This is a genomic window from Bradyrhizobium sp. CCBAU 51753 (assembly GCF_015291565.1).
Lineage (GTDB): Bacteria > Pseudomonadota > Alphaproteobacteria > Rhizobiales > Xanthobacteraceae > Bradyrhizobium > Bradyrhizobium ivorense.
The window spans coordinates 2,848,823-2,863,334 of the sequence record NZ_CP030037.1 but is presented as its reverse complement, the minus strand read 5'-3'; the positions used below and the strand labels follow the sequence as shown (position 1 = coordinate 2,863,334).

Below are 14,512 nucleotides of genomic sequence, written 5' to 3'. Positions count from 1 at the left end.
GTTTCCTTAAGGAGCGATCAGGTCGCCTTCTTCTTGCGCAGGCTGTCGACGAACTTGATCAGTTCGATGGTGCCGTCCCAATCCTTGGTGGTGGCGGGATGGAAGCCCTTCTTCTGGCCGTCGGAGAGGCGATCGAACGCGGCCTTGTCCTTGGTCGGCGACTCGAAGAAGGCCTTGGCGATCGCGGCCTTCAGGTCCTCGGGCAGGTCGGCGTTATAGGCGTAGGGCCCGTTGATGATCGGCGCCGACTTGTGGATGATGCGGAAGTCGTCCTTCTTCATCGCCGAGCCGTCGGCATTCTTCAGCATGCCCTTGGTCAGCATCTGGGCCAGCGTGGAATCGTCGTCGCTTGTCCACTGGTTGGCCGCCATGTCGACGGTGCCCTGCGACAGCGCCAGCACGGCGTTCTCGTGGCTGCCGGTGAACACGACCTTGCCGAAATAGGTTTCGGCGTCGTGGATGCCCATCTTGTCGAGCTCGAAGCGCGGCACGTTGTTGCCGGAAGTCGAATTCGGATCGACCAGGCCGAGGTTCTTGCCCTTCAGATCGTCGACGCTCTTGTAGGGGCTCGAGGCCTTGACGAAGAACACCGAGTAATAACCGGTCGAGCCGTCGGCGTTGATGTCGTTGGCGAAGGCGTCGGTCTTGACGCCGGTCAGCCGGGCGCGGGCGAACGAGGCCGAGCCGTAGCTGGCGATCTGGATGTTGCCGGCGCGCTGACCCTCGATGACCGCCGCATAGTCGTTGGCGATGCGCAGGTTGACCTTCACGCCGAGCTCCTTGGAGAGATAGGCGACGAACGGCGTCCAGCGCTCGGTGACGCCGGAGGCGTTCTCCGCCGGAACCACGGCGAAGGTCAGCTCCGGATACTTTGCCTTCCAGTCCTGCGCCGAAGCCGAGCCGACGAAGGCCAGCACGGCGGCGCCGGCCAGCACGATGCGACGAGTGATCATGATTACCCCTCTTGTTGTAGTTACACCTGTTGGCCGGGCGATATGCCCGGCCGTCCTGGTCGGAAACGGCGACGCTCAGGCCGCGGCGACGGAGCCGAGCGCCGGAACGGTCGCGCCGTCGGGCGCCGGCAACGGTGCCGCGCCGATGACGTCATTGGCCTCGAGGTCGTAGAGCTCGCGGGCGATGTGGTCGGTCAGCGCGGCCGGCGCGCCATCGAACACGACACGGCCCGCGGCCATGCCGACCAGGCGATCGCAATAGGTGCGCGCGAGGTCGAGCGAATGCAGGTTGCAGAGCACCGTGATGCCGAAGTGCTTGTTGATGCGCAGCAGCGCGTCCATCACGATCTTGGTGTTGCGCGGATCGAGCGAGGCGATCGGCTCGTCGGCGAGAATGATGTCGGGCTCCTGCACCAGCGCGCGGGCGATCGCGACGCGCTGCTGCTGGCCGCCGGAGAGCTGGTCGGCACGCTGCGCCGCGAGCTGGGCGATGTCGAACTGCTCGAGCGCGGACATCGCGAGCGCCCGGTCCTGCTCCGGCCAGACCTGCGCAAGCGAGCGCCAGGACGGGATCTGGGCGAGCCGGCCCATCAGCACGTTGGTCAAGACGTCGAGCCGGCCGACCAGATTGAATTGCTGGAAGATCATCGCCGAGCGCGCCCGCCACTGCCGCAGCGCCTTGCCGCGCAGCGCGGTGACGTCGGTGCCTTCGAACAGGATGCGGCCGGAGGTCGGTTCGGCGAGGCGGTTGATCATGCGCAGCAAGGTCGACTTGCCGGCGCCGGAGCGGCCGATCACGCCGACGAACATGCCCGGCGCGATCGAGAAGGATGCGTTATCGACTGCGGCTTTCGTGCCGAAACGGCACGTCAGACCTTCCACCACCAGCATGCAATGCTCCAATCGCGACGCGTTGGGCCACCGCTATCCCCGGTGTTTTACAGTTATGTGACGTGACTGCTGCGCTGCGGCGGTCGTCCACACCCCGCTCGACCATTGTCATTGCGACGTCATGATGCTGTCATGATGCATCTTGATGACACGCGCATCTCCCCCGAAGCCATGATTTGCGGAGGCTCTGATGGCCGGAAAAGCACTCTCGGTCGTGCCGACCATCGATCCCACCGCATCGGTGCGCGAGAGCAAACTCGGCAAATATACCGAGGTCGGCGCACGAACCATGCTGCTCGAAGTCAGCATGGACGACTATTCCTATGTCGTGAACGACAGCCAGATCACCTACACGTCGATCGGAAAATTCTGCTCGATCGCGGCGATGACCCGCATCAATCCCGGCAATCATCCGATGCATCGCGCGACGCAGGCGCATTTCACCTACCGCGCCAGCGCCTATTTTCCCGGCGAGAGCGACGACACCGAGTTCTTCAACTGGCGACGTGCGCATCACGTGCATATCGGCCATGACGTCTGGATCGGGCATGGTGCGATCCTGCTGCCGGGCCGTAATGTCGAAACCGGCGCAGTGATTGCCGCCGGCGCAATCGTGACCAAGGACGTGCCGGCTTATACTATTGTCGGGGGCAATCCGGCGCGGCCGATCAAGCGTCGCTTCCCGGAAGCCGTCGCGGAGCGACTGACTGCACTGGCGTGGTGGGACTGGGACCATGAGACGCTTCGCCGCGCCCTGCCCGATTTCCGCAAGCTTTCGGCAGAAGAGTTTTTGGACAGATACGAGGCCGAGGGCGCGGCCCAATCACATAACAAACAGCGGAGTGCCGCATCGTGACTGACATTTTCATCGCAGGCGGACGCACGCTCGTCGACGGCACCTTGGTCGAGACCTCGCTGCGCACCGCGGGGCTTGATATCGCCGCGCTCGACGCCGAACAGGGCCGTGCCGCGCTCCAGATCGATGCGAGCGGGTTCTTGGTGCTGCCCGGCATCGTCGACCTGCACGGCGATGCCTTCGAGCGCCAGATGATGCCGCGCCCGGGCGTCGACTTTCCGACCGACGTCGCACTGATCGACAGCGACCGCCAGGTGATCGCCAACGGCATCACCACGGTGTTCCACGGCACGACCTGGTCGTGGGAGCCCGGCCTGCGCAATGCCGAGAACGCGCGAAAGCTGCTCGAAACGATCGAGGCGCTGCGGCCGCAGCTCGCCGCCGACACGCGCTTCCATCTGCGTCACGAGACCCACAATCTCGAGGCCGAGGCCGAGATCATTCAATGGCTCCGCGAGGGCCGCATCGACCTGTTCGCCTTCAACGACCACAGCAACGTCAAGCCAAAAAAGCGCAACCAGTCGGCCGAACGCGCCGGGCTGTCGCTCGAGGCGTTCAACGAGCTGATCGATCAGGTCGTCGCGCGCCGCCCCGACGTGCCGGCCTCGATCGCACGTCTCGCTTCTGCTGCGCGCGACGCCAGTGTGCGCATGCTCTCGCATGACGACAACAGCCCGGCGATGCGCCAGGAGTTTCGCGCGCTCGGCGTCACCGTCGCCGAATTCCCGGTCAACGAGGAGACGGCGCGCGACGCCGCCGCGGCCGGCGACTTCATCGTGTTCGGCGCGCCCAACGTGGTGCGCGGCGGCAGCCACACCGGCTGGACCAAGGCATCCGACATGATCGCAAAGGGCCTCTGCTCGGTGCTGGCGTCGGACTATTACTATCCGGCGCAGCTGCTCGCGGCATTCCGCCTCGCCGCCGACGGCATCCTGCCGCTGGCCAAGGCCTGGGACCTGATCTCGGCGGGACCGGCGCGCGCCGCCGGCCTCGAGGACCGCGGCGTGCTGGCCGCGGGCCGCCGCGCCGACATCATCATCGTCGACGACAAGCTGCCACTACGGCCGCGCATCGTCGCCGTGATCGCCGCCGGACGGCTGGTGCACCTGACGGATGCGAGCTGCCTGGTTCATTCGCTCGCGCCGCGCAAGACGGTTGCGGCGGCGTAGGTCACTCTGCGATCATGGCCAATTTTCCGCGTTACGCGATCTACTATGCGCCGGCACAAGACAGCATGCTGCACCGTTTCGGCTCGGCGATGCTCGGCTACGATGCCGTTGATGGTGCCGACCTGCCGTTTCCCGGCGGTGTCGCCGCCGACTGGCGCGAGCTGACAGAAGACCCGCGCAAATACGGCTTTCACGCCACGCTGAAGGCGCCGTTCTCGCTCGCCGACGGCAAGCACGAGGCCGAACTCTGCGAGGCCTGCGCCACCTTCGCCGGCCGCGTGCGGCGCATTCCGGTGATCGAGCCGGTCGTCGATGCGATCAGCGGCTTCATTGCGGTGATTCCGGCCAAGCGCTCGGAGGACCTGCAGCAGCTCGCCGCCGACTGCGTCACCGAGTTCGACGGCTTGCGCGCGCCGCTGACGGCGGAAGACCGCGCCCGGCGCAACCCGGCAAAACTCACCGCGCGGCAGTGCGAGCATCTCGATCGCTGGGGCTATCCCTATGTGATGGAGGAATTCCGCTTCCACATGACGCTGACCGGACGTTTCAGCGACGAGCGGCGCGGCCCGATCGTTACGTGGCTGCGCGAACGGTTTGCCGCGACCGGCCTCACTACGCTCGCGGTCGACCGCATCGCGCTGTTCAAGCAGGCCGACAGCACCGCGCGCTTCCGCATGATCGGCAGCTGGCCGCTGCGGGCGAGCTAACTTTCCTTCGCGACTTCGGCCAGCAGCCACCTCTTGAACGCCTGCAGCGCGCGGCTGCGCTGCGCGCCCGGCGGATGAACCAGCCAGTAGCTGCCGGTCATGTGGCTCACCGGCAGGAGCCGGCGAATGGTGCCGCGCCGTTCACTTTCTCCAATGAACGGTTCGAGCGCGAGCGCAACCCCGGCGCCGCGTTCGGCGGCCTGCAGCGCAGCCACAAAACTGTCGACCGCGATCGCCCGCGCCGATGGCGGCACGGTCTCGCCGGCATGTTTGAACCAGAGCGGCCACGCGGCGGGAAATGTCGTCACCTCGATCAGGACGGCGCGGCCGAGATCGGCGGCCGAACGCAACTTCAACCGCCGCGCCAGCGCCGGAGTCCCGACCGGAACAGTCCTGACGTCCATCAGGCGATGCGCGACGACGCCCTCGGCCTTGTCGGGTCCAAAGCTGATGCCGACATCGAACGTCTCGGTGTCGAAATCGACATTGCGGTTCGAGGTCTCGATCACAAGATCGATTTCCGAATGCTGGGTGAGGAACGAGGAGAGCCGCGGGATCAGCCAGGCCGACGCGAACTGCGGCAGTACTTTCAGGCGCAGCCGGCGTCGGCCCGCCGCCTCGACCGCCGAGCCGGCCCGCACCAGCACCGCGAACGCCCGGCCGGTCGCGGCGGCGAGTTTTTCGCCGGCATGGGTCGGCCTGACCGCTCGATGGCTGCGGTGAAACAGCGCGACGCCAAGATGAGCTTCGAGATTGCGGATGCGATGGCTCACCGCCGACGCGCTCAGATTCAACACGCTCGCGGCCTCCTTGAAGCTGCCGAGCCGGACGGCGACATCGAACGCCTGCAGCGCCAACAGATGCGTCGGCCGCAGGCTCGATGCAGCGAGTTCGTCCTGACGCGACGCCGCTGCCGCGCGCGCCGGCCTTGAGTGGTTCCTCCTCATGGACCGATCCTAGCGGCCTTCACCACCCAATGTCGATCTCGGGTGAATGTCATTCATCCGAAACGTCGCGCTTTCGCTTGTCGCGCGGGCGGTAATGCGGGATTCTGCGCCGGCATAATGAGCCGGTCGACAAGCCGGCCGAACCAGCGGAGGACAGCGATGAAGGCGCAGCTCGCGGACGGAGCTTCCGTCGTCGACCGGATCCTGCAGCATATCGACGCGAAATCGACCGATCTCAGCGCCGGCGTCTGGCACGAACCGGTCGCGCACTATCTTTCGCCGGACCGCTTCGCGGCCGAGATTGCGCAGGTGTTCCGTCGCACGCTGACGCCGTTCTGTCCGTCCGCCGCGCTTGCCGAGACCGGCGCCTATGTCGCGCGCGACGCGGCGCTGACGCCTGTTGTCGCGATCCGCAGCGCGGACGGCGTCGCGCGCGCCTTCCGCAACGCGTGCCGCCACCGCGGCGTGCAGCTGGTCGACGGCATCGGCTGCAAGAAGGCGCTGACCTGCCGCTATCACGGCTGGACCTACGGCCTCGACGGCCGGCTGCGCGGCATCCCCGACGAGCACGGTTTTCCGGGTCTCGACAAGACCACGCACGGCCTCGTGCCGGTCCGTTGCATCGAGCGCGATGGTTTGGTGTTGGTCTCGCAGGATGATCCCGCCGCAACGTCAGATGCGAGCGACATGCCGAAATTGTTCGGCGAAGGCTGGAAGCTTTACTCGACCGCCTCGCAGGAGGTCGAGGCCAACTGGAAGGTCGTCGCCGAGGGATTCCTCGAGGGCTATCACATCCGATCGACGCATCAGGATACGTTCTATCCACTGCAATACGACAATCTCAATGTGGTCGAATCCTTCGGCCGCAACAGCCGGATCAGCTTTCCCTATCGGCGCATCGAGAAGCTGCGCAATGTGCCGGCAAGCGAGCGCCGCACGGACGGCATGCTCACGCATGTCTATCACCTATTCCCGAACGTGATGCTGTCGACCTTCCCGACCAACCGGCTGATGACGGTGCTGGAGCCGCTGGCGGTCGATCGCACCCGCCTCGTCACCTACACGCTGTCGAACCGGATCGCGGCGGAGGACGGCCGCGTCGCAGTTGCGCAGGGTCGCGACTTCGTCACCGCGGGCGCCGCCGAGGACCGCGAGATGGCCTGCGCCGCGCAGCGCGGCCTCGCAACGCGCGCCAATGATCATTTCACCTTCGGCCTGTTCGAAGGTGCGATCAGGCACTTTCATCAGAACCTCGCCGCGACCATTGACGCGGCATGAACCCGCGCTGATCCATCGAGGACCCGAGCATGGAGCATCCAACCGTCCGATACCAAACCGAGCAGGCTGTCGCGATCGTGACGATCGACCGCTATGACGAGGCGCGGAATGCGGTGAATCCGGAGACCGCGCAGGGGCTGGCACAGGCCTTTCGTACCTTCGATCGCGACCCCGCGCTATCGGTCGCGATCCTGACCGGCGCAGGCGGCGCGTTCTGCGCCGGGTTCGATCTGAAGCGCACCGCGGCCGGCCATCGCGGCCACCGCGTCGAGAACGGCGACGGCCCGATGGGTCCGACCCGGATGAAGTTGTCGAAGCCGGTGATTGCCGCGGTCGAGGGACCGGCGGCGGCGGGCGGGCTCGAGCTTGCGATCTGGTGTGACCTGCGCGTCGCGGCGCGCGACGCCACCTTCGGCGTCTATTGCCGGCGCTTCGGCGTGCCCTTGATGGATCTTGGCACCGTGCGTCTGCCGCGGCTGATCGGCCACAGCCGGGCGATGGACATGATCCTCACTGGGCGCGGCGTCTCGGGCGAGGAGGCCGGCGCGATCGGACTGGCCAACCGCGTCGTCGCGCCCGGCACCGCGCTGGCCGAGGCGCGGCGGCTCGCCCATGAGCTGTGCCGCCTGCCGCAGGCGGCGCTGCGCAGCGACCGGCTCTCCGCCATCGAGCAGTGGGAGCTCGGCTGGGAGCAGGCCACGCTGAACGAGTTCCGCCTTGGACTGGCGACGGTCGCGACCGGCGAGACCGAGGCCGGCGCCCGCCGTTTTGCCGGTGGCAAGGGCCGGCACGGCGATTTCGCCGACATCGCCTGAGGATTGCTAGAGCATGATCCGGAAAAGGGTGAAGCGGTTTTCCCTCGCGACAAACGCGGAGCGCGTTTGCGCGGAGATCATGCTCAAACAAAGAGCTAAAGCGCGATGATGATTCAACCTGATCTCATCGCGCTTTAGTTCTCGTCCGGCCGGGTGCGGGCGATGATCTCCGCGGCGCCCTTGTCGAGCAGCTCCATGCCGACGGCGCGGCCGAGTTCGCGCGGGCGATCCGCCGGTCCCCGCCTGACCACCTCGATGAAGCCGGCTCCGGCCTCGTCGAGCACCGAGGCGCGCAGTGTCATCTCACCTCCGGCGAGCGTGGCATGGCCGGCGATCGGCGAATTGCAGTGGCCGTTGAGCACCCACAGCACCTCGCGTTCGGCCTCGGCGCTAAGCCGCGACGCCACGTTGTCGATCTGCGCGAGCCGCACCCGCGTCGGCCAGTCGCTCTCGACGCATTCGACCGCGACGATGCCCTGGCCGACCGCCGGCAGCATCTCGTCGACCGAGAAATCATGCGCGATGCGCGCGGTCAGCCCGATGCGCTCGAGCCCAGAGCGCGCCATCACCAGCGCATCCGCCGGCCCGACCTCGCCGCCACCGGGCAGCCGCTGCTTGTCGCCGCGATCGAGCTTTGCGACCCGCGTGTCGGCGGCGCCGCGAAAATGGATCACGGTCGCTTCGGGAAACAGCCGGCGCAGATACGCGGCGCGGCGCACCGCGTTGGTGCCGATCATAAACCCCTTGCCGCGCGCGACGCGGAACGTCTCCAGCGACAGGCCGGGCCGCAGCACCAGCGAATCATTGGCGGCATCGCGCGCCAGCATCGCCGCAATGACAAGGCCCGGCGTTTCTTCGTTGCCCGGCACGTCCTTTAGCGAATGCATCGCGGCCTGCAGCGTGCCCGCGCGCATCGCAGCGCGGATCTCGGCGACGAAGGCGCCGCCCTTGCCGCCGTGACGGAGCAGCTTGCTGGTCTGGTCCTGATCGCCGCGGGTTTCGAACTTGACGACATCGACGGCAAGCTCCGGCGCCGCCGCGCGCAGCAGGCGCGCGACCTCGTCGGTCTGCGCCAGCGCCATCGCGCTCTTGCGGGTACCGATCCGTAAAACCTGTCCCGACCCGGGATTTTTGCTGCGAATGCTCATTGACCGCGGGATTAGAGCAAAAGGTCAGTCAAAACAACGGTTTTTGCCGCCACGGACCGCCCTCAGGCGATGTCGTCGACGAGCGTCACGCCGGCCTGCCTCATCGCTGCCGTGGCGGCGGCGAGCGAGCCCGCGAGATCGATGGCGCGGCAGCCGGACAGCACGACCGTGGTCTCGAAGCCGAGCCGCCGCGCGTCCAGCGCCGAATATTGCACGCAATAATCCGTGGCGAGGCCCGCCATCACAACGCGCTTGAGCCCGCGTTCGCGCAGATAGCCGGCGAGCCCGGTCGGCGTGGTGCGGTCATTCTCGAAGAACGCCGAATAGGAATCGATCGCCGCGCGGAATCCCTTGCGGATCACGAGTTCAGCCTTGTCGGTCGCAAGCTGCGGATGGAACGCGGCGCCATCGGTGCCCTGGATGCAGTGATCCGGCCACAGCGTCTGCGGTCCGTAGGGCATGGTGATGGAGGAGAACGGCGCCGCCCCCGGATGCGAGGTCGCAAACGAGCTGTGGCCGGCCGGGTGCCAGTCCTGGGTCAGCGCGACATGGTCGAACCGTTGCGCGAGCCGATTGACGACAGGCACCACCGCATCGCCGTCGGCGACGGCAAGCGCGCCACCGGGGCAGAAGTCGTTCTGCACGTCGATGACCAGAAGCAGATCGTCGGGCTGGATCTTCATCGCCGTCAGGTCCCGACCCGCAAGGAAGCGCGCAGCTTGCGCAGGCAGGCGATCACCGACAGCGCGGTGATGCGGCCGGTCTTCGGGTTCTCCGAGGGAATGTTCTCGATCGTCATCGAGAACCGCGCGGAATCGGAATCGACCTCGATGCGGTGGGTGTTGCGCGTCACCGTCGGGTCGGCCCAGATCTCGACCCGGGTGCGGTCGGGCCCGATGCCGGCGAGCGACAGCGCCACCGCGACGTTGAGATTGGCCGGAAATCCCTTCGCCGCGTTGCGCGCGCTGCCTTCGAAGACGCGCAGCGGTTCGGTGATGCCCTCGATCTTGATATCATTCTCGACCAGATGCGGCGCGCCGACGAGGCCCGCGACCGGCTTCCGCGTCACGAGCTTTGCCGAATGAATGGTGCCGACCGCGGCCGCCGTCACGGCATCGAGCCCGATCAGCGCGCCGGTCGGCACGATGATCTGGCCGCCATGCGCTTTGGCGAGATCGACCAGGTCCTCGTTCTGCAGCAGCGCGCCGACGCTGAGCACGACGGCGGTCTTGCCGCGTTCGACCACCGGCGCCACGATCGCGCGCACCACCTTGCTCGGTGCGCACTCGACCACGATGTCGGCGACCTCGGCGAGCTGTTCGATCGGCACCATCTCCGGCGCGGTCTTCAGCTCGGCGAGCCAGCCGCGGTGCTTCTCCGGGCTGCTCGCCGACACCGCGACCAGCATCAAGCCGTCGATGCCGCGATCGAGCGCCTTGACGACGTCGGCTCCGATCGCACCGAGGCCGGCCACCGCGACGCGCGTCTTCGCCTTGCTGTCCGCCATCACTTGCCGCCGGCGAGCATCTTGACCAGGCGATAGAGATATTCCTGGCCCTCGTAGAACGATTTCACCAGCACGCGCTCGTCCTTGCCGTGAATCCTGTTGTCGTCGACATCGGAGGCAAGCCCGGAGTGCCCGTAGGTCGGAATCCCCGCATTGCGCAGGTAGCTGCCGTCGGTGGCGCCGGTGCTCATGACCGGGACGACCGCGGCGTCCGGCCAAAACTCCTTCGACAGCTTCTCGATCGATCCCATGATCTCCTCGTTCAGCGGCGACGGCGGGCTCAGCACGGCCTGGCCCCCCACCACCTCGATTTGCTTGTCGGCGAGCACGCGCTCGATCTGGGCCTGGACGCCCTCGACCGGCTCGCCGGGCAGGATCCGGCAGTTCACCCCTGCGGTCGCAAGCTGCGGCAGCGCATTAATGGCGTGGCCGCCCTGCAGCATGGTGGCGACGCAGGTGGTGCGGAGCTGGGCGTTATAGCCGGGATTTTCCGACAGCCGCGTCAGTGCCGCCGGATCCGGCTGCGGCGCCAGGATGGCGCGGATATCGTCGGCGTTCTGCTTGCTCTCGGTCTCGGCCGTCTTGGCGAAATAGATCCGGGTGGTCTCGTTGAGATTGAGCGGGAAATCGTACTTGGAAAGGCGAACCAGGCCTTCCGCAAGGCGATAGATCGCGTTGTCCTTGCGCGGCAGCGAGGAGTGCCCGCCACGGTCCTTCACCGTGAGCTTGTAGCTGGTCGAGACCTTCTCGCTGGTCTGCACGCTGTTGCGGATCGCCTTGCCGTTCTTCAGGCCGACGCCGCCGCCTTCGTTGAGCGCGAACTCGGCGTCGATCAGGTCGCGGTGGTTCTTGATCAGCCACTGCATGCCGAGGGCGTTGGCGTCGAGGATCTCCTCGTCGGTCTCCAGCGCGATGATGATGTCGCGGTCGGGCTTATAGCCCTCCTTCTTGTAGCGGATCAAATTGGTGACGAAGGACGCCGCCATGTATTTGTCGTCGCTACTGCCGCGGCCATAGAAATAGCCGTCCTGCTCGGTGAGCTTGAACGGGTCGAACGACCAGTCCTCGCGCTTGGCGGGGACGACGTCGATATGGGCGACCAGCAGGATCGGCTTGCGCGCGCCGGAGCCGCGCAGCCGCGCCACCAGATTGCCCTTGCGCGGCGCCGGCGAGAGCACGTGGACGTCCTGCTCGGGGAAGCCGGCCGCGCGCAGCCGCGCCCCAAGCGCCTCCGCGGCCTTCTGGGTATCGCCGGTCGCGGTGGTGGTGTCGATCTCGACCAGTTCCTGGTAGATGCCGCGGGCGAACTGCTGCTGCTCGGTCAGTCCCTGCGCCGCAGCGCCGGTTGCCAGCAGCGCAGTGCCGAAAGCGGCGGACAACAGGAGCGACTGGGACACTTTTCGGATCTTTTGCGACATCGTGCTCTCCCCGGAATTGCACTGCCTCACCAGCCTGAATTCAGACAGGCGGCAGGTACTTTGGCAAGACGGCGAGCCCCTCAATTTCTGCGCGCGACCTCCGCGATTTCACGCCCCATTTGCAGTCCTTATTTCGCGTCCTTGACAGCGACCACCTCGATCTCGACCAGGAAGCCCGGATTGGCGAGCGCAGCGACGCCGACCACGGAGCGCGCCGGCAGGTTCGGCTGGCTGCCGCCGAAGAACTGGGTGTAGCCCTCCATGAAGGCCTTGAAGTCCATCGGCGCGGCGGCGTTGTGCACCAGAAACACCTGCATTTTGACGACGTCGCCCATGCCGAGCCCTTGGCCCTCCAAAATGCCCTTGATGCGGTTGAGCACGCCGACCGTCTGGGCCTTGGTGTCGCCATAGGCCTGCGGGCTCGCCGGATCGGCATCCTTGTTGATCGCGGGCGGCACCTGGCCGCTGACATAGATCGTCGTCGCATTGCCGGTCACGGTGACGGCCTGCGCAATCGGGAAGGTCGAGTTTGGAATCGGATGCCTGATCACATCGGCGCAGGCCGCGGTCGCGACCGCGGAAAATGCGACGCCAAGGACGACAGTTGCTAGTCTCATGATTCCCCCCATGACCTGATCGCAGGTCGTGCTGTGACACCGATATTTTGCTCGTCATTCCGGGGCGCGCGCAGCGCGAACCCGGAATCTCGAGGTTGTCGGACTCCGCACCATCACCTCTGGATTCCGGGTTCGCGGATTTTGCCCACGCCCCGGAATGACGGCGACGCCGCGGCTAGCGGCGGGCCTCCTGGACGTCCTTCGCCGTCACCGCGTCCTCAAAGTTGTTGCCGAAGTGCGTCCGCAGATAATTCACAACGGCGGCGACCTGACCATCGGTCATCATGTCGCCGAACGCCGGCATGCCGCGGCGGCCGTTGATGACCATGAAGATCGGATAGCTGCCGGATTCGAGGTTCTTGTTGGCCGCCAGCGACGGATAATTGCCGGCGCCGGTTGCGCCGGACGCATCCGGCATGTGGCAACCTTGGCAGACATTGGCGAACAGCTCCTCGCCGGTCATCTCGACGAAGCGGTAGCCGGAGGAGAAGGTGCGCCGGCTCGCGGCGCTGTCCTGCCCGGTCGCCGCGGTGGCCGAGAGCAGCGTCAGCGCGGCGACCGCCGATGTCCTGACCCGTATCATCATGTCCTCACCACCCGCTCGTGCAGCCGCACGATGGCATCGAGCGCCGAGAGGATCGCGCCCTCCTGCCAGGCCGGCAGGTCGGAGGCGTGCTCGCCGGCCAGCACGATGCGGCCGTCGATCTGGCAAAGAGTGCGGTAATGTTGCGCCCGGCCGGCGTCGGTCCATTCGCCGCTGCAGCCGAGCGTGAACGGCACGCGGTGCCAGGCGACCGCGACGCCGGTCTCGAACTCGGCCTTGTATTGGGGATGGATCTTGGAGCCGAACTCGACCGCGCTGGCGACGCGCTCGGCCGGCGTCATCGCGGTGAACTCGTAGGAATTGGCGCCCTCGAACAGGTAGGCGCCGAGCAGGATGCCGCGGCCGGCACGATTGAAGCCGTAGTTCGGATAGGCGATCTGCCGGATCGGCAGGTCGGTGAAGCTGATGCCGCCATAGATCGCCTCGTCCTCTTCCCAGAACCGCCGCTTGAACTGCAGCCCGATCTTCACCGAGCCGGCATAGGGCAAGGCGTCGATCGCATTCTTCATGGGAACGCTGACGTCGACCGGCAGCTGGCTCAGGATCGACAGCGGAATGGTACAGATGCACCAGTCGGCAGTCGCCTGCTGCACCACCGATGGTTTCGCCGCATCGACATAGCTCACGGTGACGCCGGAGCTGTTCTGCTGGATCTGCGTCACCTTGGCGTTATGCCGGATCAGATCGCCGACCTCGCGCGCGAACGCCTTGCCGATCATGTCCATGCCGCCGACCGGCTGGAACATCGTGGTCTGGAAATTGTAGCGCGCAAAGGCCTGCAGATAGCGCCACAGCCGCGAGCGCAGGATCTCCGAGAGCGCGATCGGCTCGCTCGGCAGCGGATCGGCGGTCAGGCCGCCGCCGGGGTCGCGCGCATAGCCGCGGAACTCGGCGGATACGAGATTGGCGCTGTACTTGTAGTCGCGATCGAGCGCGCCCCAGGCGCGCAGCGACTGCAGCAGGATCTCCTGATCTTCCTTGGTGACGGTCTCGTCGAGCTTGCCCTGCTGGGTGACCTTGGCGAGCAGCTCCGACACCTGGCCCTGGAAATCCGCCTTGATGCTGCGGATGCGTTGCGGCGTGCCGTTGAAGGCGCGCGTCGCATGCAAGTAAGCGTTGTGGTTGAGCTGGATGAAGGGTTCCAGCGCCACGTTGAGCCGCCGGCAGTAATCGAGCAGCGCGCGGTGGTGGTAGGGAATCCGCCACGGGCCCGGATTGATGTAGAGCCCCTGCTCGAACTCGCAGGTCTGCTTGAAGCCACCGAGCTCGACAAAGCTGTCGCCGCCGCGGATCGTCCAGTTGCGGCCGCCGGCGCGGTTGTTGAATTCGAGGATCTGGACCTTGTATCCGGCCTTGCGCAGTTCCAGCGCCGCCGTCATGCCCGCAAGCCCCGCGCCGAGGATCAGCACCGAGGCGCCCTTCACATCGCCGGCGAGCTTCAGCGGCCCCTTGTAGGCGGATTCCGACGCGAAGCCGAGGCTCGTCATCGCGTGATACATCGCCGAACTGCCAGCGATGGTCCCGATCAGCGCGAGCAGATCTCGCCGCTTGATCACAGATCCGTTCTGCACCGCGTTCACCCAGCCGCGTTGATCGTCAAGA

Annotated in this window: 15 protein-coding genes; 5 read left to right on the top strand and 10 right to left on the bottom strand. The window is 66.4% G+C overall.

Going from position 1 to position 14,512, the window contains the following annotated elements; genetic code table 11:
• Positions 1-17 precede the first annotated feature (17 nt).
• Both phnD and phnC read right to left on the bottom strand, forming a co-directional pair.
• Complete coding sequence (gene phnD, locus XH93_RS12780) at positions 18-953, bottom strand: phosphonate ABC transporter substrate-binding protein (protein WP_194473769.1); 936 nt, start codon at positions 951-953, stop codon at positions 18-20.
• A gap of 75 nt (positions 954-1,028) precedes the next feature.
• Positions 1,029-1,844 carry a phosphonate ABC transporter ATP-binding protein gene (phnC, locus tag XH93_RS12775; protein WP_194473768.1) on the bottom strand — a complete coding sequence of 272 codons (816 nt, stop codon included), beginning with the start codon at positions 1,842-1,844 and terminating at the stop codon, positions 1,029-1,031.
• Positions 1,845-2,034: 190 nt separating this feature from the next.
• Between phnC and XH93_RS12770 the strand changes: the two genes are divergently transcribed.
• From XH93_RS12770 to XH93_RS12760, 3 genes are read left to right on the top strand one after another with little or no spacing between them, the layout of a single operon-like run.
• A complete protein-coding gene (locus tag XH93_RS12770) occupies positions 2,035-2,700 on the top strand; it encodes a chloramphenicol acetyltransferase (RefSeq protein WP_194473767.1) in 666 nt (221 codons plus the stop codon).
• A complete protein-coding gene (locus XH93_RS12765; RefSeq protein ID WP_194473766.1) occupies positions 2,697-3,869 on the top strand; it encodes an alpha-D-ribose 1-methylphosphonate 5-triphosphate diphosphatase in 1,173 nt (390 codons plus the stop codon). The genes XH93_RS12770 and XH93_RS12765 overlap by 4 nt, the downstream gene beginning before the upstream one ends.
• 14 nt (positions 3,870-3,883) lie before the next feature.
• Complete coding sequence (locus XH93_RS12760) at positions 3,884-4,576, top strand: DUF1045 domain-containing protein (RefSeq protein ID WP_194473765.1); 693 nt, start codon at positions 3,884-3,886, stop codon at positions 4,574-4,576.
• Here XH93_RS12760 and XH93_RS12755 read toward each other — a convergent pair.
• Positions 4,573-5,523 (bottom strand): LysR substrate-binding domain-containing protein, encoded by a 951-nt coding sequence (locus XH93_RS12755; RefSeq protein ID WP_246799606.1) that lies wholly within the window; start codon positions 5,521-5,523, stop codon positions 4,573-4,575. The two genes, XH93_RS12760 and XH93_RS12755, sit on opposite strands and share 4 nt — an antisense overlap.
• A 159-nt stretch (positions 5,524-5,682) precedes the next feature.
• Between XH93_RS12755 and XH93_RS12750 the strand changes: the two genes are divergently transcribed.
• Together XH93_RS12750 and XH93_RS12745 are read left to right on the top strand one after the other, a co-directional pair.
• A complete protein-coding gene (locus XH93_RS12750) occupies positions 5,683-6,801 on the top strand; it encodes an aromatic ring-hydroxylating dioxygenase subunit alpha (protein WP_246799605.1) in 1,119 nt (372 codons plus the stop codon).
• 29 nt (positions 6,802-6,830) lie between these two features.
• Positions 6,831-7,616: a crotonase/enoyl-CoA hydratase family protein gene (locus tag XH93_RS12745; RefSeq protein WP_194473763.1), complete on the top strand. Its 786-nt coding sequence runs from the start codon at positions 6,831-6,833 to the stop codon at positions 7,614-7,616.
• A 134-nt stretch (positions 7,617-7,750) separates the two neighbouring features.
• Here the strand turns inward: XH93_RS12745 and hemC are convergent, their stop codons facing one another.
• The 7 genes from hemC to XH93_RS12710 form a co-directional block, all read right to left on the bottom strand.
• The gene (gene hemC, locus XH93_RS12740; RefSeq protein WP_371814990.1) at positions 7,751-8,698 is read right to left on the bottom strand and encodes a hydroxymethylbilane synthase; all 948 of its coding nucleotides are present in this window, start codon (positions 8,696-8,698) and stop codon (positions 7,751-7,753) included.
• Between the two features lie 128 nt (positions 8,699-8,826).
• The gene (gene pncA / locus XH93_RS12735; protein ID WP_194473761.1) at positions 8,827-9,447 is read right to left on the bottom strand and encodes a bifunctional nicotinamidase/pyrazinamidase; all 621 of its coding nucleotides are present in this window, start codon (positions 9,445-9,447) and stop codon (positions 8,827-8,829) included.
• A 5-nt stretch (positions 9,448-9,452) separates the two neighbouring features.
• The gene (locus XH93_RS12730) at positions 9,453-10,271 is read right to left on the bottom strand and encodes an aspartate dehydrogenase (RefSeq protein ID WP_194473760.1); all 819 of its coding nucleotides are present in this window, start codon (positions 10,269-10,271) and stop codon (positions 9,453-9,455) included.
• Positions 10,271-11,689 (bottom strand): M20/M25/M40 family metallo-hydrolase, encoded by a 1,419-nt coding sequence (locus XH93_RS12725; protein WP_194473759.1) that lies wholly within the window; start codon positions 11,687-11,689, stop codon positions 10,271-10,273. Before XH93_RS12725 ends, XH93_RS12730 begins: the two co-directional genes overlap by 1 nt.
• A gap of 128 nt (positions 11,690-11,817) precedes the next feature.
• Complete coding sequence (locus XH93_RS12720) at positions 11,818-12,306, bottom strand: RidA family protein (RefSeq protein ID WP_194473758.1); 489 nt, start codon at positions 12,304-12,306, stop codon at positions 11,818-11,820.
• Positions 12,307-12,481: 175 nt separating this feature from the next.
• Positions 12,482-12,889, bottom strand: coding sequence for a cytochrome c (locus XH93_RS12715; RefSeq protein ID WP_194475128.1), 408 nt, complete (start codon positions 12,887-12,889; stop codon positions 12,482-12,484).
• On the bottom strand, positions 12,889-14,481 hold the full coding sequence (locus XH93_RS12710) for an NAD(P)/FAD-dependent oxidoreductase (RefSeq protein ID WP_210340480.1): 1,593 nt from the start codon (positions 14,479-14,481) through the stop codon (positions 12,889-12,891). Before XH93_RS12710 ends, XH93_RS12715 begins: the two co-directional genes overlap by 1 nt.
• Positions 14,482-14,512: the final 31 nt, after the last annotated feature.